The following is a 19791-nucleotide window of genomic DNA, read 5'->3' as shown; positions in this document are numbered from 1 at the left end:
CCGCGCGCCTCACTCAGAACTTGATGAAATGCTTGCGGTAATGCTGCAGCTCGGCAATGGACTCGCGAATGTCGTCCAGGGCCAGGTGGCTGCCACCCTTTTGGAAGCTGTCACGCACTTCTGGAGCCCAGCGGGCGGCCAGCTCCTTGAGGGTGGAGACGTCCAGGTTGCGGTAGTGGAAATAGCTTTCCAGGGATTTCATGTGGGTATAGAGGAAGCGACGGTCCTGGCAGATGCTGTTGCCGCAGATCGGCGACTTGCCCTTCGGCACCCATTGTTCCAGGAACGCGATGGTCTGGGCCTCGGCTTCGGCCATGCTGATCTTGCTCTCGCGCACCCGCTGGGTCAGGCCCGAGCCGCCGTGCTGGCGGGTGTTCCATTCGTCCATGCCGGCCAGGATCTCGTCGCTGTGATGGATCGCGATCACCGGGCCTTCGGCCAGGGTGTTGAGGTCGCTGTCGGTGACGATGGTGGCCATTTCGATGATGACGTCGGTGTCGGGGTTCAGACCGGTCATTTCCAGGTCGATCCAGATCAGGTTCTGCGGGTTTTGCATAGGGAAGCTCCTCGGCGTAGCCACGCAGTTTAGCTTAGGCCGGCCCTTGGGCGTGCTAAACTCGCGGCCGTTTTACCCTATTCGCTGCATTTCTTCATACGGAACACCCATGGCCAAACGCCAACTCAATCGTCGCCAGAACTGGCGCATCGAAAAGATCCAGGGCGAGCGCGCTGCCCGCGCCGCCAAACGCGAATCCAGTGCTGTCGAAGCCTTGGAAGGTGGCGACCTGGGCCCGGAACAGACCGGCCTGGTAATCGCCCACTTCGGTGTGCAGGTCGAGGTCGAGGCCCGGGAAGGCGAACTGGCCGGCCAAGTGTTCCGTTGTCACTTGCGCGCCAACCTGCCGGCGCTGGTGACTGGCGACCAGGTGGTCTGGCGTGCCGGCAACCAGGGCATCGGCGTGATCGTGGCGCAATTGCCACGCCACACCGAGCTGTGCCGTCCGGACAGCCGTGGCCAGCTCAAGCCGGTAGCGGCCAACGTCGACATGATCGTCATTGTGTTCGCCCCCCTGCCCGAGCCCCACGCCAACCTGATCGACCGTTACCTGGTGGCAGCCGAGCACGCCGGCATCCGCCCGTTGTTGCTGCTCAACAAGTTCGACCTGATCGACGAGCACAACGCCCCGGCGCTGAACGCCTTGCTGTCGGTCTATCGGGATTTGGGTTACCCGGTGCTGGAAGTCTCGGCCCATCACGGCAACGGCATGGAGCAATTGCAACAGCAGTTGGATGGGCGCATCAGCGTGTTCGTCGGTCAGTCCGGCGTTGGCAAGTCATCACTGGTCAACAGCCTGCTGCCAGAAGTCGAGACTCGCGTCGGGCCGTTGTCCGAGTTGTCCGGCCAGGGCACCCATACCACCACCACCGCGCGGTTGTTCCATTTTCCCGGCGGCGGTGAATTGATCGACTCGCCGGGCATCCGTGAATTCGGCCTGGGCCATGTCAGTCGGGCCGATGTCGAAGCCGGGTTCATCGAATTCAACGAACTGATCGGCACCTGCCGCTTCCGCGACTGCAAGCACGACCGCGAACCTGGATGCGCGCTGCTCAAGGCGCTGGAAGAAGGTCGCGTGCATCAGCAACGGATGAACAGCTACCGCTCGATCATCGCCAGCTTGCCGGAAAGCAGTTACTGACCCGGAATGTGAGCCACACAGACAAGCAAGCCTCAGGTGAACAGTGCCTCACAAAAAAGCCGACAATGATGTCGGCTTTTTTGTGGGTCACTGCGCCGGCGTTCCGGGAGGCTTCGGCGCGGCGTTATCGAACAGGTTCAGACGTTCGCGCAGCTCATGGGCCGGCACGGGCTGCTGGTCCGCCGGCAAGGCGTTCGGATCTGCCGCAGCGCCAGGCGTCTCAGGCACCTCACCCGGCGCGCCCTGCCCCTGGGCCGGATCCGGCGGCGGATCATCGGTTTGCGAACCTTCGATGGCTTGCTGGGCCTTCTTGGTCAACACCACGATATCGATACGCCGGTTGACCGGATTGAACGGGTCCTTGCGGTCGAACAACGCCGAGGACGCATAACCGACCACCCGCGCCACCTGCTCATCCGGATAACTGCCGGCCACCAAGGCGCGACGGGCCGCATTGGCGCGGTTGGCGGACAGTTCCCAGTTACCGAAATCACCTTTGCCGACGTAGGGCTTGGCATCGGTATGACCGCTGATGCTGATTTTGTTCGGCACCGCTTTGATGGTGTCGGCCATGGCCAGCAGAATGTCTTCGAAATAAGGTTTCAGGCGCGCGCTGCCCGAGTCGAACATCGGCCGGTTCTCGGCGTCCATGATCTGGATGCGCAAGCCGTTCGGCGTGATTTCGAACAGGATCTGGTCCTTGAATTTCTGCAGTTGCGGGTTCTCTTCGACCTTGTTCTGCAACTCTTGCAGCAGCAATTCCAGACGCTCGCGCTCGACCTGCTCGGCCATCCCTTCGACCTGCTCGGAGTCCACCGTCACCTTGTCAGGCTGGGGCTCGGATTTGACTTCAGGGTTGAGGGTCGTGTCCGGCGCCAGGGTCGGTGAACCACCCAGGTCGATGATGTACGGCGTGCCGCTTTCAGTAAAACCGACCGGGTCCTTGAAGTAACCGGCGATGGCGATCTTCTGTTCCGGGGTCGCGGTAGACAGCAGCCACAGCACCAGGAAGAACGCCATCATCGCCGTCGCGAAGTCGGCGAAGGCGATTTTCCAGGCGCCCCCGTGGTGCCCTGCCGCTATGCGCTTGACGCGCTTGATGATGATCGGCTGGTTATTTTCCATAAATTAGCGACCGCGAACCGCTTGTTCCAGCTCGGCGAAGCTTGGACGGTGCGCCGGGTACAGGACCTTACGGCCGAACTCCACCGCCAGCGATGGCGGCATGCCCGAGGCCGAGGCCACCAGGGAAGCCTTGATGGCTTCGTAGATATTGAGCTCTTCCTTGGCGTCATGGGCCAGGGAGGTGGCCAGCGGCCCGAAGAAACCATACGCGGCCAAGATACCGAAGAAGGTACCCACCAGGGCCGCACCCACGTGCAGGCCGATGGACTTCTGGTCGCCGTCGCCCAGGGACGCCATGGTCACCACGATGCCCAATACCGCCGCGACGATACCGAAACCAGGCATGGCGTCGGCGATACCGGTGACCGCATGGGAGGGGTGCTCCAGGTCTTCCTTGAGACTGTACAGCTCCATGTCGAACAGGCCTTCAAGCTCATGGGGAGCCATGTTGCCGGACGACATGATGCGCAGGTAATCGCAGATGAACGCCGTCATGCGGGCGTCTTTGAGCACCGAAGGGTACTTGGCGAAAATCGGGCTGGCGGAGGCGTCTTCGATATCGCCTTCGATCGCCATCATGCCTTCGCGGCGGCTCTTGTTGAGGATCTCGTAGATCAGCCCCAGCACCTCGAGGTAGAAGGTGTGGCTGAAGCGCGAACTGAACATGCCCAGGGATTTCTTGAGCACGTGCATGGTCATATAGCCAGGGTTGGCCTGCAAGAATGCGCCGAGGGCCGCGCCACCGATGATCAATACCTCGAAAGGTTGGATCAGGGCGGCAATCTTGCCATGGGAGAGCACGTATCCGCCGAGTACGCTCGCGAACACGACAATGATGCCGATAATTTTAGCCATAGATAGAAAGTACTTATTTAAGTCGGGTTCAAGGTCATATTCGGAAGCTGAAAAATCTCTTCTTCTACTTATCGGCAAAACTGCGCCAGACTATAGTCAGTTCCGGCGAAAAGCCAATTTTGCCCCGTTCCGGGCGTAGATACCCTTTGCGATGATCACGTCCAACCATGGCTAACGAAACGAAGGTTCCAACTCCACGACCGACCACGCTCGAAGGCTGGGTCAAGCTGCTCGACGGCGTGCACCTGCCTGTGCCCCATGCCAGTCATGACCTGGTCTGCAAGGCCCTTGCCGACAGCCGCCGGTCGTTGCGTGACATCGCCGAACTGATGCAGGACAGCCCCGCCCTGGCCCTGAGCGTCATTCGCGAAGCCAACCATCACACCCATGGCAGCCTCGCGGAACCGGCCGAAAATCTCGAAGTGGCCATCAACCGCCTCGGCCTTAAACGCACCGAAGAACTGCTCGCCCGCCTGCCGTCGTTGCCGGGGCATGAAATACCCATTGCCCTGCGCCAGCTGCAGTTGATCAGCCAACACGCGACGCAACAGGCCAATGGTTTTTTTGCCAGCCGTCTGGCGCGGCTTTGGCAAGACATCCACTGGGGCAGCCTGTTGTTTCTCTCACCGCTCTGGCCACTGGCCCTGACTCACCCGCGCTTGCTGGGAGAGTGGGAACTGCGGGTCATCCATAAAGGCCAGTCAGCCAGCGAGGTCGAGCGCGAACTGTTCGGCGTCAGCCTGCTGAAAATCTGCCTGGCGCTGGTGGAAACCTGGCGCCTGCCAATCTGGATAATGCAAGGCTACCGCCTGCTGCTCAACGAACGCCGCGAACTGGTGCAAGTGCTCCGCATCGCCCGGGACAGCGAGCACCCGCTGCGTCAGCAGAATCGCCTGGACGATGACCCGACCCTGCGGCGCTGGCTCAATCAGCCCGCCAATACCGTGCTGCTGGCCAACGGCCTGGCCCTTTCAGCGCAACAAGCCTGGGACTCCCCCAACAGCGCCCGCTGGCAATATCTCACCAGTTTGTATCTGCAGATGTCGATGGATGACGTCCAACAGCAACTGCACCAACAAGCCGTCACCAGTGCCCGCCACGATGCCATGCCCGATCTCTGGCATCCGGCCGTGGCGCTGATCTGGCCCTGGGGCAGCCGCCGCATCCACCCCGGACTGCTGCCCGCCGCCCCGCCGAGTGCCGAAGACCTGACCCAGTGGCGCAAGCAATGCTCTGCGCTGCTGGTGGAACCGAGTCCCTTCAGCAATGCCATGCACCTGACCACCTCGGCACGGGATGCGCTGGTGGCGTGCGGGATGCGCCGGGTAATGATCCTGATGGCTGACCGCAGCCAGACCAGCATGCGCGTGCACCAGACCGCCGGCCTGCCCAAGGAGGCAGCAGCCACCAGCTTTCCCATCAATCAGAGCAAGGTCTTGCAGCGGCTGCTGGCCCAGCAGGCCCAGGTTCGCCTGAACCCGGACAACAATGCCCAATTCTCGGCGTTGCTGCCGCCGGGCCTGCGCAGCCTGTTCCGGGGCGAGCACCTGCTGCTGCGCTCGCTGACCTGCAACGGTCGAGTGATCATGCTGGTGGTGGTGGACCAGGGCGGCGGACCGTTCTCGGACGTGACCGTGCAAGCGTTCGGCAAAACCGTGCAATGCATCGAAAGGGCCCTGCATACCTTTACCAACCGCGGCCGCTGAACTTGGTACAATCCTTTCCCTTTGTGCTCCTGGAGACCTCACATGCCTGACTTCTCTGGCTTGCCACTGGTGATCGAGCCGAGCGAGCTGCTGCCGCGTCTCGACGCCCGCGAACTGATCCTGGTAGACCTGACCAGCGCCGCCCGCTACAGCACCGGGCACATCCCTGGCGCACGATTCGTCGACCCCAAGCGCACCCAGCTCGGCCAGCCGCCGGCACCGGGCCTGTTGCCGGCCAAAGCCGACCTGGAAGCACTGTTCGGCGAACTCGGGCATCACCGGGATGCGGTCTACGTGGTCTATGACGATGAAGGCGGCGGCTGGGCCGGGCGTTTTATCTGGTTGCTGGACGTGATCGGTCACTCGAACTATCACTACCTCGACGGCGGCCTGCTGTCGTGGCTGGACGAAGGCCTGCCGGTGTCCGTTGAGGTACCGGCCCCCGTCGCAGGCCCGGTGAGCCTGACGTTGCACGAAGCTCCCACCGCCACCCGCGAATACCTGCAAAGCCGTCTCGGTGCTGCCGACCTGGCGATCTGGGACGCGCGCGGCCCGTTGGAATATTCCGGCGAGAAAGTGGTCGCAGCCAGGGGCGGGCATATTCCCGGCGCGGTCAATTTCGAATGGACGGCCGGCATGGACCAGGCGCGCAACCTGCGCATCCGCAAAGATATGCCGCAGATCCTCGAACAACTGGGCATCACGCCGGACAAAGAAATCATCACCCACTGCCAGACTCACCACCGCTCTGGCTTCACCTACCTGGTGGCCAAGGCACTCGGTTATCCGCGGGTCAAAGGCTATGCCGGTTCCTGGGGCGAATGGGGCAACCACCCCGACACCCCTATCGAGCTCTGAAGGTTCTTAAGGACAGTTAATGAAAAACCGTTTGTTCATCCTCTCTCAGTACCTATTGCCCCACCACCTGCTGTCGCGGCTGGCCGGCTGCATTGCCGAATGCCGCGTGCGCTGGTTCAAGAATGCCTTCACCCAGTGGTTCGCCAAGCGCTACCAAGTAGACATGTCCCAGGCCCTGGTGGAGGACCTGACAGCCTACGAGCACTTCAACGCATTCTTCACCCGGGCCTTGAAAGACGGCGCCCGCCCGCTGGACGAAACCCCGGGCGCGATCCTCAGCCCCGCCGACGGCGCCGTCAGCCAGCTCGGCCCGATCGAGCACGGTCGGGTATTCCAGGCCAAGGGCCACAGCTTCAGCGTGCTGGAACTGCTGGGTGGTGACGCGGCCAACGCGGCGCCGTTCATGGGCGGTGACTTCGCCACCATCTACCTCTCCCCCAAGGACTACCACCGCGTACACATGCCGCTGGCCGGCACCCTGCGGGAAATGGTCTATATTCCCGGGCGGATTTTCTCGGTCAACCAGACCACCGCTGAAAACGTTCCGGAGCTGTTCGCCCGTAACGAGCGCGTGGCGTGCATTTTCGACACCGAGCGCGGGCCGATGGCCGTGGTGCTGGTGGGCGCGATGATCGTCGCGTCCATCGAAACCGTCTGGGCCGGCCTGGTGACGCCCCCTAAACGTGAACTCAAGACCTTCCGTTACGACGAAGCCGCCCGTGCGCCGATCCACCTGGAAAAAGGTGCCGAACTGGGTCGCTTCAAGCTGGGCTCGACCGCCATCGTGCTGTTTGGGCCGGACCAGGTGAAATGGGCCGAAACGCTAGTGGCCGGCTCGCCAGTGCAGATGGGCCAGGGGCTGGCACTGCCAAAGGCCTGAGTAAAAATCATCCGTGTGGGAGCGAGCTTGCTCGCGATGGCGATGTAACAGTCACAGCAATACCGACTGTCCTGGCGTCATCGCGAGCAAGCTCGCTCCCACAGGGTATCCAGCATAGATAGGGCACTTCTTTTCGGCTACAACTGCTAGAGTTGGAAACATCCCCTTCATTTTCGGCCGGAGCCCGTCCACGGCATGAATGAGACCAGCCCTCTCCAGCTACTGCGCGTCCCGACCCCGACGCAGTCACGCCTGTCGTTCTGCGATGCGACGCCACGCGACCTCAAGCGCTGGATCGCCAACCTGCCCAAGGCCAACATCGGCGAAACCGCCCGCTTGCTGTATCAGGCCCTTGGCGAACTCAACCAGTTGCTCACACCCAGCGATAACCGCCTGCAGTTGCTCGAACTGCTGCGACCCGAGGTGTATTACGTCTGCAAGCACCTGGAGCGTCACTTCCTGCAACAGGCCATCGTGCTGGATGAGCGCTCACGCAAAATCGTCAACCTGTGCCAGGCCCTGCAAACCCATCTGGCCGTGGGCTATAAACAAATCGTGGCGCGGATCGCGCCGAAATACACCAAGGACCAGGCCCGACTGCTGAGCACCGCGTTGCAACGGGCAATGCATGCCCTCGACGGTACGCTGCTGCGGGTCACCCAGTTGTACAGTCCTGTCCCCGAAGGGCTGTGGCTCGATTTGCATCAGCTGTACCGGATCGCCTGCCAACACCGGCTACAGCACCAAAGCGTCAGCGATGAACTGGCCAGCCAGGTTCATCAGTTGAACGCTGAACAGACTTATGTCGTTGCCCTGCTGCTGGGCGCCTCTCGTAGCAATCAACTGCGCCAGGGCCAGATCGCCCGGTTGGCCGAAGTCCTGGAATCCTGGAGCCAGTGGGTCAAGCTGGACCCGGTCGCAACCGCCACCGGCCTGTTCGCTGTCGCGCCGGAACTGGATGTCGGGCCACGCTATCGCTCAAAATTCAGGGCCGAGCAACAGCCGACCCTGCAAGGGTTTGATCCGCAGCCGCTGGTGCAGGCGATCGCCACCCACCTGGAAAAACCGGCCGATAACCCCCTGCCGGTACCGGGTGGCATGAGCACCGATACCTTGCATCACCTGCAAGCCGCCTGGGGCGAAGCGGCCGAACGCAGTTTCCAGCGTACCGAAGGCAACGGCACGCTGACGCTGTGCGTGGGCATGAGCGCGCTGCACTACTACCTCGGCGGCGAGCGCTCTTTCAGCGAGATCCTGAAAAACCCCACCACGCGCAAGGCCCGCTTCGAAGCTTCGCCCACCAAGGCCGGCGACACCTGGAGCCAGGCCTTCGACGCTGCCCCGGCTGGCGACAGCGATCTGTTGCCCTATGAAGAAATCGAGTATCCGGTCAACCCGGCCGATGACGACGGCAGCAGTTCCGACAACCAACACCACTTCCCCACCTACGATTTGCCGATCATCAACCACAGCCCGGGAGGTTACTGCCTCGGCTGGCCGAAAGAGGTGCCGGAACAGCTGCAAGCCGGGGAAATGGTCGGCATTCGGGACACCAGCGATCAAGCGTGGAGCATCGCCGTGGTGCGCTGGATCCGCCAAGTGCGCAATGGCGCCATGCAAATGGGCATCGAACTGGTTGCCCCCCATGCCCAGCCTTGCGGGCTGCAACTGGTCCGGGAAGAGACTGGGCCCGGTCACTACTTGCGCGGGCTGTTACTTCCCGAGATCAGCGCCATTGACCTGCCTGCCACCATGATCGCCCCCCGCATGCCTTTCCAGGAGGGCCAGCGTGTGTTGATCAATACCAACGGCCAGGAGCGGCGAGCAGGCCTGGACCGGCGGGTCACCAGCACCCACAGCTTCAATCAGTTCGCTTATCACCCGGAGGATGCAGGTACCACCGAGGATGGCGGCGACCAAGAGGGGAATTTCGATTCGTTGTGGAAGTCGCTCTAGACAGCAACATACAACCTTTGTGGCGAGGGAGCTTGCTCCCGCTGGGCCGCGAAGCGGCCCTAAAACCTGCCACCCAGGTGTGTCAGGCTGACCGCATCGGGCCTGCTGCGCAGGCCAGCGGGAGCAAGCTCCCTCGCCACAAGAGCGCTCACTTCAAATCGATGGAGGGCTCAGAGCTGCCCGTCCCGATCCCTGAACCCCAACAGATACAACACCCCATCCAACCCCAGGGTTGAAATCGCCTGCCTGGCCGACTGCTTGACCAACGGCTTGGCCCGGAACGCCACGCCCAAACCGGCGATGGCCAGCATCGGCAAGTCGTTCGCACCGTCGCCCACGGCAATGGTCTGCTCCAGGCGCAAGCCTTCCTTCTCGGCCAGTTCACGCAGCAGGTCGGCCTTGCGCTGGGCATCGACGATCGGCTCGACGGCCACGCCGGTCACCTTGCCGTCCACCACTTCCAGTTCATTGGCGAACACGTAGTCGATGCCGAGCTTTGCCTGCAGTTGCTTGGCGAAGTAGGTGAAGCCGCCAGACAGGATGGCGGTCTTGTAACCCAGGCGCTTGAGTTCGGCGAACAGCGTCTCGGCGCCTTCGGTCAGGCGCAGGGAGGCGCCGATCGAGTCCAGCACGCTGACGTCCAGCCCCTTGAGCAGCGCCAGGCGCTCCTTGAAGCTGGCGCGAAAGTCCAGTTCACCGGCCATGGCTCGCTCAGTGATGGCCGATACCTTGTCGCCGACGCCAGCAGCCTTGGCCAGTTCGTCGATGACTTCGGCTTCGATCAGCGTCGAATCCATGTCGAACACCGCCAGTCGACGGTTGCGACGGAACAGCGAGTCTTCCTGGAACGCGATGTCGACGTTCAGCTCCTGGGCCACGCTCAGGAATTCGGCGCGCAACGCCTGGGGATCCGCCGGCTCGCCACGCACGGAAAACTCGATGCAGCCCTTGCCCTTGTCATCCGGGGTATCCAACGGCATGCGCCCGGACAAGCGATCGATGTGATCGATGTTCAGGTCATATTTGGCGGTGATCGAACTGACGCGCTGCAATTGCTCGGCGGTGACCTTGCGGGTCAACAGGGTAACGATATGACGCTTCTTGCCTTGGCCGGCCACCCACTGCTGGTAATCGGCTTCGGACACCGGGGTGAAACGCACCTGCTGGTCGAGCTTGTAGGCCGTGAACAGGATGTCCTTGAGCACCGACTTGCCTTGTTCGGCGTCCGGGATCTCGACCAGGATGCCGAACGACAGCGTGTCGTGGATCACCGCCTGACCGATGTCGAGAATGTTCACACCACCCTGGGCCAGAACGCCGGTAATGGCCGCAGTCAGACCCGGACGGTCACTGCCAGTGATGTTTATCAGGACGATTTCGCGCAAGGCGCACCCCCGCAGGTGGAAAAAAACCGCATTCTACCCACATTCAGTGACCATCGGGCACCGCCAGTGCTTTGCCGGTCATGGGGCTGTCGCTATACTGCGCGTCAATTTCACGGACAAAGAGCCGAGCTCAGTGAACCGGCCCACGCCAGTCAAAACCGACAACTTCTTCCTGCTGATCTTCCGTGCACTGCGCCACCGTCGTGTGCCGATTGCATTGCGCATTGCCAGCCATAACGTGATCCTGGTCGCACTGGCCCTGGTCATCTATGCCTGCGTGATGGGCCTGCAGTTCAAGCAGGCCATGCATGAGCAGGCCGATGCCCTGGGTGAGAGCCTGACCACCCAGACCGCCACGTCCGCCACCGAGCTGTTGGTGTCCAACGACATCCTCAGCCTCAACGTGCTGCTCAACAACCTGACCAAGAACAAGCTGGTGGCCCACGCCGCCATCTACAGCGTGGACAACCGCATCCTCGCCGAGGCCGGCCAGCGTCCCAAGCCCGGCCTGCTGGGCGAGTCCGGCGGCATGTACCAGAGCAAGATCACCTTCCAGGACGTGACCGCCGGGCAACTGCGCATCAGCCTGGACATGGACCAGTTCCAGCAACCGATGACCATCAGCCTGCAAAGCATGGGCATCCTCAGCGCGATCCTGCTGGCGCTGGCATTGGCCCTGAGCCTGCGCCTGGGCCGGCACATCTCCACGCCGCTGTTGCAACTGCGCGTCTGGCTGCGGGACATCGACGAACACACCCCGGCCACCCAGCGCCAGGACGAAATCGGCGATCTGGCCCGGCAACTGCACGCCAGCTTCGCGCCGGAACCCGAGCCCGTGCCGGAGCCTGAAGACATCGACTACGCAGACGACGATGCCGAGCCAGGCTTCGAAGTACGCAACCTGCGCGATCCGGGCTTCGACGAAAGCCAGCCGATGCCCGCCTCCAAACCGGCGCCTCGCCACGTGGTGCGCACGGCTGAAGACGATGAAGACGACGACGCCTTTGCCGACCTGCGGGACGAGTCGATTGCCGGGGAGCCGCAACCGATCGCCAGGCCCGTCGCCTCTGACCAGCCACAGCACAGCGCCGTGCTGGCGGTGCAATTGGGCGCCCAGGAGCAATTGCGTCGCCTGCCTCAAGCGCGCCTGAAGGAACTGCTCGAACGCTACCGCGACTGCCTCGACCAGGCCGCATCGCTTTATCAAGGCGAATTGCACACCCTGAATGACGGTAGCACCCTGATGTTGTTCCACACCGAGGACAGCGGTGACGACTACCTGACCAACGCCATTTGCTGCGGTGAATTGCTGCGAGCCCTGGGCCATCAGTTGCAGATCGAAGTCGCCGACAGCGGCATCACCCTGCAATTGCAGCTGGGGCTGACCCTGGGCGATGGGCTGTTCGGCCTGAGCCAGATCGACCTGTTGCTGACCGAAACCGCCCAGGACGCCCTGGCCCTGTCGCAACACAGCCGCAACCTGCTGCTGGTGGAGCGCAAGATCAACGACAATGCGCTGATCCGCCAACGCGCCCGCATCCGCCCCATCGCCAGCCCCGAAGGTGCGTGCTGCGTGGAGCGCCTGATGGAGCCTTATCCGTCGATGCTGGAACGACAACTGGCCCGGATGCATGAGCGCCAGGCCTGAGTCCCGGGGCCTGAAATAACGAAGCCCGCAGATGAGTGATTGTCTGCGGGCTTTTTGTTGCCTGCACTGGCCTCATCGCGAGCAAGCTCGCTCCCACAGGAGATCTTCATGGTCTACAGAATCTGGGTTCACTGGAGATTGAATGTGGGAGATGAGTGATTGTCTGCGGGCTTTTTGTTGCCTGCACTGGCCTCATCGCGAGCAAGCTCGCTCCCACAGGAGATCTTCATGGTCTACAGAATATCTGGGTTCACTGGAGATTGAATGTGGGAGCGAGCTTGCTCGCGATAGGGCCGGTCCAGGCACCAGAGATCCAACTGGCAGAAACAACAAAGCCCGCATCAGCGCGGGCTTTGTCTTGTTTGCAGTCCAACCGTCAGAACCTGAACACTTCCATATCCGTACGAATCGGCAAGGCCATCGGGATCTTCGGGGACTTTTCCGGCTCAGCGGGCTTAGCCTGGCTCGGAGCCGCCTTACGCGGAGCTTCGGCCACTGGAGGCTGGTTGGCGAGTGGTTTGAGCGACACGGACAGCTGCTCGGCCAGGCGTTGCAGCAGCACGCCTTGGGCCTGGACCTGCGCCGCAGTAGTGCCGGCATGCTGCTCTTGCAGGTGCACGATGCGGTTCTCACGCACCTTGCCGCGGCGATCGATCAGTCGCCATTGCGCATCGAGCACCGCCGGTTGCGATTTGCCCGAGTCCAGCCGGGTGATCGACAGCAGTACCTGGACATCCGGCGTAAAGCCTTGGGTGGCCGGCGCCAATACGACGCGCTGGCTGTCCAGATGCCCCGCCACCTGACGCAGCAGCAACTGGTCGATGTCCGAGGACAGGCTGCCGGCCCAACGGCCGTCAGCAGCAGCCTGCAGGCTGCCGTCCGGCTGGCGTTGCAATAAAGTTTCGCGTTGCAGGTAGTCGGCGATCAACACCGGGCCCAGCAAAACCGCCATGCCAGCGCTTTGCGCAGGCTGGGCCGGGGTGCCGCTGTCGAGTTGATACAGCGACACAGGCTGATTGACGCTGCAGCCCGCCAGGCCAAGCAGGCCAGCGAGCCACAAAATAGGAAGGCGCAGAGCAGTCATCGTCCCGTCCAGGTGGCGGCCACAAGGCTTACCACAGTGAAAAAAAACTTGGTCATTATGAAGAACGCTCGGCCACGCCGGCGCTTGAAAGGGCCTATCATCCGTGAATATGCGCCGCGACTCCAGCGCGAAAGCATCGGCCTGCGGCTTTTAATCGCAGACCAAGCCCTCTAGCACGCCTAATTCAAGTTTTCGACGAGCAGTGCATCGACCCGCTGAAAACCCCTTGGAAGCTTATTACCCCGCCGACCGCGTTCACCTTTGTAATGTTCAAGATCGTCTGCCTTCAACGAAAGCGTACGCTTGCCTGCCTGTAGCACAAGCGTGGCGCCTTCCGGTATCACTGCAATATCCGTGACATATTCCTCACGACTGGCCACCCGTTCGCCGGAAATACCAATAATCTTGTTGCCCTTGCCTTTACCCAACTGCGGCAAGTCGCTGATCTTGAAGACCAGCAACCGGCCTTCGGTGGTTACCGACGCCAGCCAATTGCTCTCGCGATCACTGACCGGCCGCGGCGCAATGACCTTGGCGTTGTTCGGCAGGCTCAACAACGCCTTGCCCGCCTTGTTCTTGGCTTGCAGATCCTCACCCTTGACCACGAAGCCGTAACCCGCATCCGATGCAATAACGTACAGCCCATCATCATCAGGCATCAGCACGCATTCAAAAGTTGCACCCGGTGGCGGAGTTAATCGACCGGTCAGCGGCTCGCCCTGGCCGCGTGCCGATGGCAAGGTGTGGGCCGGTACCGAATAGCTGCGCCCGGTGGAGTCGACGAACACCGCAAACTGGTTGGAACGCCCAGCCGCCAGGGCCTTGAAGCCGTCCCCGGCCTTGTAGGAAAGCCCCGTCGCGTCAATATCATGACCCTTGGCCGAGCGCACCCAACCTTTTTCCGACAGTACGACGGTGACTTTCTCGTTCGGCAGCAGATCGTGCTCAGTCAGGGCCTTGGCTTCGGCGCGCTCGACGATTGGCGAGCGACGGTCGTCGCCGTAGGTTTCGGCGTCCTTGAGCAATTCAGTGCGCACCAGCTTCTTGAGCTTGGCTTCGCTGCCCAGCAGGGCTTGCAGCTTGGCCTGCTCTTTAAGCAATTCATCCTGCTCGGCCCGCAGCTTCATCTCTTCCAACCGCGCCAACTGTCGCAGGCGGGTGTCGAGGATGTAGTCGGCCTGGATTTCGCTCAGGGCAAAGCGTGCGATCAGGCTGGCCTTGGGGTGTTCCTCGGTCCGGATGATATGGATTACTTCATCCAGGTTGAGGTAGGCAATCAGCAAGCCGTCCAACAGGTGCAGGCGACGCTCGACCTTGTCCAGGCGGAACTGCAGGCGCCGGCGCACTGTTTTGACTCGGAACTCCAGCCATTCCACCAGCAATGCCCGCAGGTTTTTCAGCTGCGGCTTGCCGTCCAGGCCGATGATATTGATGTTGACCCGGTAGCTGGACTCCAGGTCGGTGCTGGCGAACAGGTGCTGCATCAACGCGTCATGGTCGACCCGGCTGTTGACCGGGATGATCACGAGGCGGCACGGGTTTTCGTGATCGGATTCATCGCGCAAGTCGGCAACTTGCGGGGCTTTCGACGGCTTTGCCTGCATCATCGCGGCAATTTGTTCCATCACCTTGGCTCCGGACACCTGGTGCGGCAGCGCCGTGACGATGATGTCGCCGTCTTCGATGTGATACACGGCGCGCATGCGCACCGAACCACGGCCGGTCTCGTAGATTTTCAGCAGGTCGGCGCGCGGCGTGATGATTTCTGCTTCGGTCGGGTAGTCCGGGCCCTGGATATGTTCGCAGAGCTGTTCCACCGTGGCTTTCGGCTCGTCCAGCAGCCGCACGCACGCCGTGGCCACCTCCCGCAGGTTGTGAGGCGGCACGTCAGTGGCCATGCCCACGGCGATGCCGGTGGTGCCATTGAGGAGAATATTCGGCAAACGTGCCGGCAACACCAGGGGTTCGTCGAGAGTGCCGTCGAAGTTCGGCCCCCAGTCCGCGGTGCCCTGGCCCAGTTCGCTGAGCAGCACTTCGGAATAGCGCGACAGACGTGCCTCGGTATAACGCATGGCCGCAAAGGACTTGGGATCGTCCGGCGCACCCCAGTTCCCCTGCCCGTCCACCAGGGTGTAGCGGTAGCTGAAGGGCTGGGCCATCAGCACCATGGCTTCGTAGCAGGCCGAGTCGCCGTGGGGGTGGAACTTACCGAGCACGTCACCGACGGTGCGCGCCGATTTCTTGTGCTTGGAGTCGGCGTCCAGCCCCAGCTCACTCATGGCATAGATGATCCGTCGCTGGACCGGCTTCAAACCGTCGCCAATGTGCGGCAAGGCACGGTCCATGATCACGTACATGGAGTAATTGAGGTAGGCATTTTCGGTGAAGTCAGCCAGCGATCGGCGTTCTACGCCGTCTAAGCTGTCTGCAAGAATGTCGCTCATGCGGGCCTCATCAGTTCGTTGTCTGGCGCAGCAGCATGGTGCCGTCGCGCTGGGTAAATTCAAGTTTGTTCAGGGCGCTCATGCCCAGCAGCACTTGCGTGCCACCCAGGCCTGGCGCCACCAGGGCACGCACATCGCGCAAGACGATATCGCCCAATTGCAGCCGGTCGATGCGGGTGCGATAGCCCTCGCTCAAACCGTTGGCGGTACTCAATGTCACGCCGAAACCTTTTTCCAGCTTGAGGCGCTCGGCTAGCTCAACCGGGATAGCCACGTCGGTGGCGCCCGTATCGAGCATGAAGTCCACCGGCTGGCCATTGATCTGGCCGCTGGCGACGAAATGCCCCTGTGTATTGTCGACCAGCTTCACCTCGATAAACCCTTCGCCTCTTTGCGAATACACCTCGGTGTTGGGGTTCTGCTGACGCTGCTCCCATTGGGCAAAAAACCGCGTTGCCAGGAATAGCGCCGCGCACCAGGCCACGATCATCAGCACCCGGCCGGCGCGCTTGCCCGGCGGCGACTGGCTCATGGCGAGGCGCTCCAACCACCGTCCGGCGTGGCGAAGCGCCAAATGATCGGCCGCCGTTCGCCGTCGGCGCGCGCACCGTCGTTGTTGTCCAGGCCGATCCAGGCGCCCTCGGCGTTCACGATCAACGCCTCGGCCAGGCCATAGTCCTGTGAATAACGCCGATTGTCTTGCAACGCCTCGGCGGCGAACGACCAGCAACGCTCGACCTGGGCAGTCTGCAGGTCACGCCGGCAGATCTGATAGGCGTTGCGTTCCAGGGTAAACAGCTTGCCATTGAACAATGACAGGTCAGCGAAATCCCGCGAAACCGCCTTGGCCTTGGGGAACTGCGCCGGCTGCATCTCCCGCCCGGCTTCGCTCAGCAACACACAATTGCCATCGCAGTCCCACACCGTCTGCTGGCGCTTGATCTGCAACAGACCGCGACGCTCGCGCTCCGCCGCCAGCCACAGCTGATCGCCGGCCGGGTTGATCGCCAGGCCTTCGAACAAGGCATTGAAATGCAACAACATGCCGCTGCCCCGGGCCTGGCGGATCATGGTCGGGGCGATTTTCAACCAGGACACGGGGCCCGACGGCGGCACCTGCAACACCGCGGCATGGGACTCACTGACCACATAACGGTTGCCGGCGCTGTCGCAACTGATGCCTTCGAAATCCAGTTCTCCGCCACGCAGGAACGACATCGCCCAGGTCCGGGAACGCAAGCCCCAGGGCAAACCGCTGTCGGGCACCTCAGGCACGTCGATATCCACCGCTTCTGCCGGCCAGACCCGTGCATCAGAAGGCGTGAGGCGGTAGATCCGATCATCGTCGCGATCAGAGACCGTCCACATTTCGCTGCCGCACAAGGCCAGCCCGGACAGATTGCCACCGCGCATGCCATCGACGGCGTGTTCGGACAGCAACTTCAGTTCCGGCGCCGGCCCGGCGACAACCACCCCCGCCCACAGCCACAACGCCAGGGCGAAACCGTTGCGCATCAGGCCAGCACCTCGGCCAGGTCCCCTTTGGATTCGAGCCAGGACTTGCGATCGCCGGCACGTTTCTTCGCCAACAGCATGTCCATCATTTCCGACGTCGCTTCGAAATCATCCAGGGTCAGTTGCACCAGGCGACGGGTGTTCGGGTCCATGGTGGTTTCGCGCAGTTGCGGCGGGTTCATTTCACCCAGGCCCTTGAATCGGGTGACCTGTGGCTTGCCGCGTTTCTTCTCGGCCACCAGACGATCGAGGATGCCATCACGCTCGGCTTCGTCCAGGGCGTAGTAGATCTCTTTGCCCAAGTCGATCCGGTACAGCGGCGGCATCGCGACGTAGACGTGACCAGCGTCCACCAACGGGCGGAAATGCTGGACGAACAAGGCGCAGAGCAAAGTAGCGATGTGCAGGCCGTCGGAGTCGGCGTCGGCGAGGATGCAGATCTTGCCGTAGCGCAACTGGCTCATGTCGGCGGCGCCCGGGTCGACCCCGATGGCCACGGCGATGTTATGCACTTCCTGGCTGGCCAGCACTTCGCTGCCGTCCACTTCCCAGGTGTTGAGGATCTTGCCCCGCAGCGGCAGGATCGCCTGGAACTCTTTATCCCGCGCCTGCTTGGCCGAACCACCGGCGGAGTCACCCTCCACCAGGAACAGCTCGGAACGCATCGGGTCCTGCCCGGCGCAATCGGCGAGCTTGCCCGGCAAGGCCGGCCCCTGGGTGATGCGCTTGCGCTCGACCTTCTTGCTCGCCTTGAGACGACGGCCGGCGTTGTTGATCGCCAGTTCCGCCAGGGCCAGGCCAGTCTCCGGGTTGGCGTTGAGCCACAGGCTGAACGCGTCCTTGACCACCCCGGAAACAAACGCCGCCGCCTCACGGGACGACAGGCGTTCCTTGGTCTGGCCGGAGAATTGCGGTTCCTGCATCTTCATCGACAGCACGAAGGCGATGCGTTCCCAAACGTCTTCCGGCGCCAGCTTCACGCCACGAGGCAGCAGGTTGCGGAATTCGCAGAACTCACGCATGGCATCGAGCAGGCCCTGGCGCAAGCCGTTGACGTGGGTACCGCCCTGGGCCGTAGGGATCAGGTTGACGTAGCTTTCCTGGACGCTTTCGCCCCCTTCGGGCAGCCACAACAGCGCCCAGTCCACCGCTTCCTTGTTACCGGCCAGACTGCCGCAGAACGGCTCGTCGGGCAGGCGTTCGAAACCGCTGACCGCGTCCACCAGGTAAGAGCGCAGCCCGTCTTCGTAATGCCACTCGACTTTCTCGCCAGTGGCCTTGTCCTCGAAACTGACCAACAACCCCGGGCACAACACGGCCTTGGCCTTGAGCACGTGCTTGAGGCGGCTGACGGAAAACTTCGGCGAATCGAAATACTTCGGGTCCGGCGCGAAATACACGCTGGTGCCGGTGTTGCGCTTGCCGACGGTGCCGATCACTTCCAGCTCGGTGGCCTTGTAGCCATCGGCAAAGGTCATCTGGTATTCGTTGCCGTCACGCTTGACCCGCACCCGCACCTGGTTCGACAAGGCGTTGACCACGGAAATACCCACCCCATGCAAACCGCCGGAGAACTGGTAGTTCTTGTTGGAAAACTTGCCGCCCGCGTGGAGCTTGGTGAGGATCAGCTCGACGCCCGACACGCCTTCTTCAGGGTGTATGTCCACCGGCATGCCGCGGCCGTCATCGCTGACTTCCAGCGAGTGATCGGCGTGCAGGATGACCTGCACCGACTTCGCATGCCCGGCCAAGGCTTCGTCGACACTGTTGTCGATGACTTCCTGGGCAAGGTGGTTCGGCCGACTGGTGTCGGTGTACATGCCGGGGCGCTTGCGCACCGGGTCGAGGCCCGAGAGGACTTCGATGGCGTCTGCGTTATAAGAGCTAGCGCTGGGAGTGGCCATGGGGTCTCGTCGTCAGTGTTCAATGAAAAAGGGGCGATGGCTCACAGCGACGTGAAGTCGATCGCCTGGTACAAATCGGCGCCAATGCCGGCAAAACTCAACAGCGCCGGCAACTGCTGGGCAAACCCTTGGAAACTGTGGTCGCCGCCGGCCTGGATGCGCAAGGCACAGGCGCGGTAATACTGTTGGGCGTGGCGATAATCCAGCGTTTCGTCACCGGTTTGCAACCACACCTGAAACCGCTGCGGATCCTGGGGCGCCGGCACGTCCAGTTCGGCCAGGGCCGTGACGTGGTCGTGGGTCAATTCCCAGGTTTCGTCGGTGTACAAATTCTTCTGCGTGCCCAGGTAACCGTCAAACATCCGATGCGGGCTGACGGCAGGGTTGATCAACAGCGCCTTGAGGCCGTGGCGTTCGGCCAAGTGAGTCGCATAGTAGCCGCCGAGCGAGCTGCCGACCAGCAGCGGCCGGCCCTGTTGTGCAATCGCCTGTTCCAGCTGACCGATGGCTTGGCGGGGGTGGTGGTGCAGGGCTGGGACTTGTAGGTGGTCGCTCAGGCCCAATTGCGCCATTACTTTGATCAGCTGACTGGCTTTGGTCGATGCTGGGGCGCTGTTGAAGCCGTGGATATAAAGGATAGAACCCGACATTGCCGACTCCCTGGGTGTTGGGCAAAGGCCGGAGTTTACAGGGAGTTTGTGGGGGTTTGGGGGTGATCTGTGCATCCAAGACAA

The 19791-nt window shown here is 62.2% G+C and carries 16 protein-coding genes; 6 read left to right on the top strand and 10 right to left on the bottom strand.

The features are described from left to right. Window positions 1-13: 13 nt before the first annotated feature. A complete protein-coding gene (gene orn, locus CD58_RS02645) occupies window positions 14-556 on the bottom strand; it encodes an oligoribonuclease (RefSeq protein ID WP_024780809.1) in 543 nt (180 codons plus the stop codon). A gap of 109 nt (window positions 557-665) precedes the next feature. Between orn and rsgA the strand changes: the two genes are divergently transcribed. After that, complete coding sequence (gene rsgA / locus CD58_RS02640) at window positions 666-1697, top strand: small ribosomal subunit biogenesis GTPase RsgA (RefSeq protein ID WP_014336294.1); 1032 nt, start codon at window positions 666-668, stop codon at window positions 1695-1697. 87 nt (window positions 1698-1784) lie between these two features. On the opposite strand, the gene motB is transcribed toward rsgA, so the two are convergent. Both motB and motA read right to left on the bottom strand, forming a co-directional pair. After that, complete coding sequence (gene motB / locus CD58_RS02635; protein ID WP_025211537.1) at window positions 1785-2822, bottom strand: flagellar motor protein MotB; 1038 nt, start codon at window positions 2820-2822, stop codon at window positions 1785-1787. A gap of 3 nt (window positions 2823-2825) precedes the next feature. After that, window positions 2826-3677: a flagellar motor stator protein MotA gene (gene motA, locus CD58_RS02630; protein ID WP_025211536.1), complete on the bottom strand. Its 852-nt coding sequence runs from the start codon at window positions 3675-3677 to the stop codon at window positions 2826-2828. A gap of 167 nt (window positions 3678-3844) precedes the next feature. Between motA and CD58_RS02625 the strand changes: the two genes are divergently transcribed. The 4 genes from CD58_RS02625 to CD58_RS02610 all read left to right on the top strand — a co-directional run bounded on the left by CD58_RS02625 (window position 3845) and on the right by CD58_RS02610 (window position 9077). Continuing rightward, window positions 3845-5383 carry an HDOD domain-containing protein gene (locus tag CD58_RS02625; RefSeq protein ID WP_025211535.1) on the top strand — a complete coding sequence of 513 codons (1539 nt, stop codon included), beginning with the start codon at window positions 3845-3847 and terminating at the stop codon, window positions 5381-5383. Window positions 5384-5425: 42 nt separating this feature from the next. Further along, entirely contained in the window at window positions 5426-6241 is an 816-nt protein-coding gene (locus CD58_RS02620; RefSeq protein WP_025211534.1) for a rhodanese-like domain-containing protein, read from the top strand. A gap of 19 nt (window positions 6242-6260) precedes the next feature. After that, window positions 6261-7121, top strand: a complete 861-nt coding sequence (asd, locus tag CD58_RS02615; protein WP_025211533.1) for an archaetidylserine decarboxylase — start codon at window positions 6261-6263, stop codon at window positions 7119-7121. A gap of 195 nt (window positions 7122-7316) precedes the next feature. Beyond that, window positions 7317-9077 (top strand): hypothetical protein, encoded by a 1761-nt coding sequence (locus CD58_RS02610; RefSeq protein ID WP_025211532.1) that lies wholly within the window; start codon window positions 7317-7319, stop codon window positions 9075-9077. Between the two features lie 170 nt (window positions 9078-9247). Here the strand turns inward: CD58_RS02610 and serB are convergent, their stop codons facing one another. Beyond that, window positions 9248-10462, bottom strand: coding sequence for a phosphoserine phosphatase SerB (gene serB, locus CD58_RS02605; RefSeq protein ID WP_025211531.1), 1215 nt, complete (start codon window positions 10460-10462; stop codon window positions 9248-9250). 133 nt (window positions 10463-10595) lie between these two features. Here serB and CD58_RS02600 point away from each other — a divergent pair, with 133 nt between their 5' ends. Next, complete coding sequence (locus CD58_RS02600; RefSeq protein ID WP_025211530.1) at window positions 10596-12110, top strand: AhpA/YtjB family protein; 1515 nt, start codon at window positions 10596-10598, stop codon at window positions 12108-12110. Window positions 12111-12486: 376 nt separating this feature from the next. Here the strand turns inward: CD58_RS02600 and CD58_RS02595 are convergent, their stop codons facing one another. From CD58_RS02595 to CD58_RS02570, 6 genes are all read right to left on the bottom strand, one after another. Continuing rightward, the gene (locus CD58_RS02595; protein WP_025211529.1) at window positions 12487-13194 is read right to left on the bottom strand and encodes a PqiC family protein; all 708 of its coding nucleotides are present in this window, start codon (window positions 13192-13194) and stop codon (window positions 12487-12489) included. A 179-nt stretch (window positions 13195-13373) separates the two neighbouring features. After that, window positions 13374-15638, bottom strand: coding sequence for a DNA topoisomerase IV subunit A (parC, locus tag CD58_RS02590; protein WP_025211528.1), 2265 nt, complete (start codon window positions 15636-15638; stop codon window positions 13374-13376). A gap of 10 nt (window positions 15639-15648) precedes the next feature. Then, window positions 15649-16170: a retropepsin-like aspartic protease family protein gene (locus CD58_RS02585; RefSeq protein ID WP_025211527.1), complete on the bottom strand. Its 522-nt coding sequence runs from the start codon at window positions 16168-16170 to the stop codon at window positions 15649-15651. Continuing rightward, on the bottom strand, window positions 16167-17153 hold the full coding sequence (locus CD58_RS02580) for an esterase-like activity of phytase family protein (protein ID WP_025211526.1): 987 nt from the start codon (window positions 17151-17153) through the stop codon (window positions 16167-16169). The genes CD58_RS02585 and CD58_RS02580 overlap by 4 nt, the downstream gene beginning before the upstream one ends. Beyond that, window positions 17153-19057 (bottom strand): DNA topoisomerase IV subunit B, encoded by a 1905-nt coding sequence (parE, locus tag CD58_RS02575; protein WP_025211525.1) that lies wholly within the window; start codon window positions 19055-19057, stop codon window positions 17153-17155. The genes CD58_RS02580 and parE overlap by 1 nt, the downstream gene beginning before the upstream one ends. 41 nt (window positions 19058-19098) lie before the next feature. Next, window positions 19099-19707, bottom strand: coding sequence for a YqiA/YcfP family alpha/beta fold hydrolase (locus tag CD58_RS02570; protein ID WP_025211524.1), 609 nt, complete (start codon window positions 19705-19707; stop codon window positions 19099-19101). Window positions 19708-19791: the final 84 nt, after the last annotated feature.

The sequence above is a fragment of the Pseudomonas brassicacearum genome (assembly GCF_000585995.1).
Lineage (GTDB): Bacteria > Pseudomonadota > Gammaproteobacteria > Pseudomonadales > Pseudomonadaceae > Aquipseudomonas > Aquipseudomonas brassicacearum_A.
Note: the sequence above shows the minus strand (reverse complement) of the source record. Positions and strands in the feature narration are given on the sequence as shown.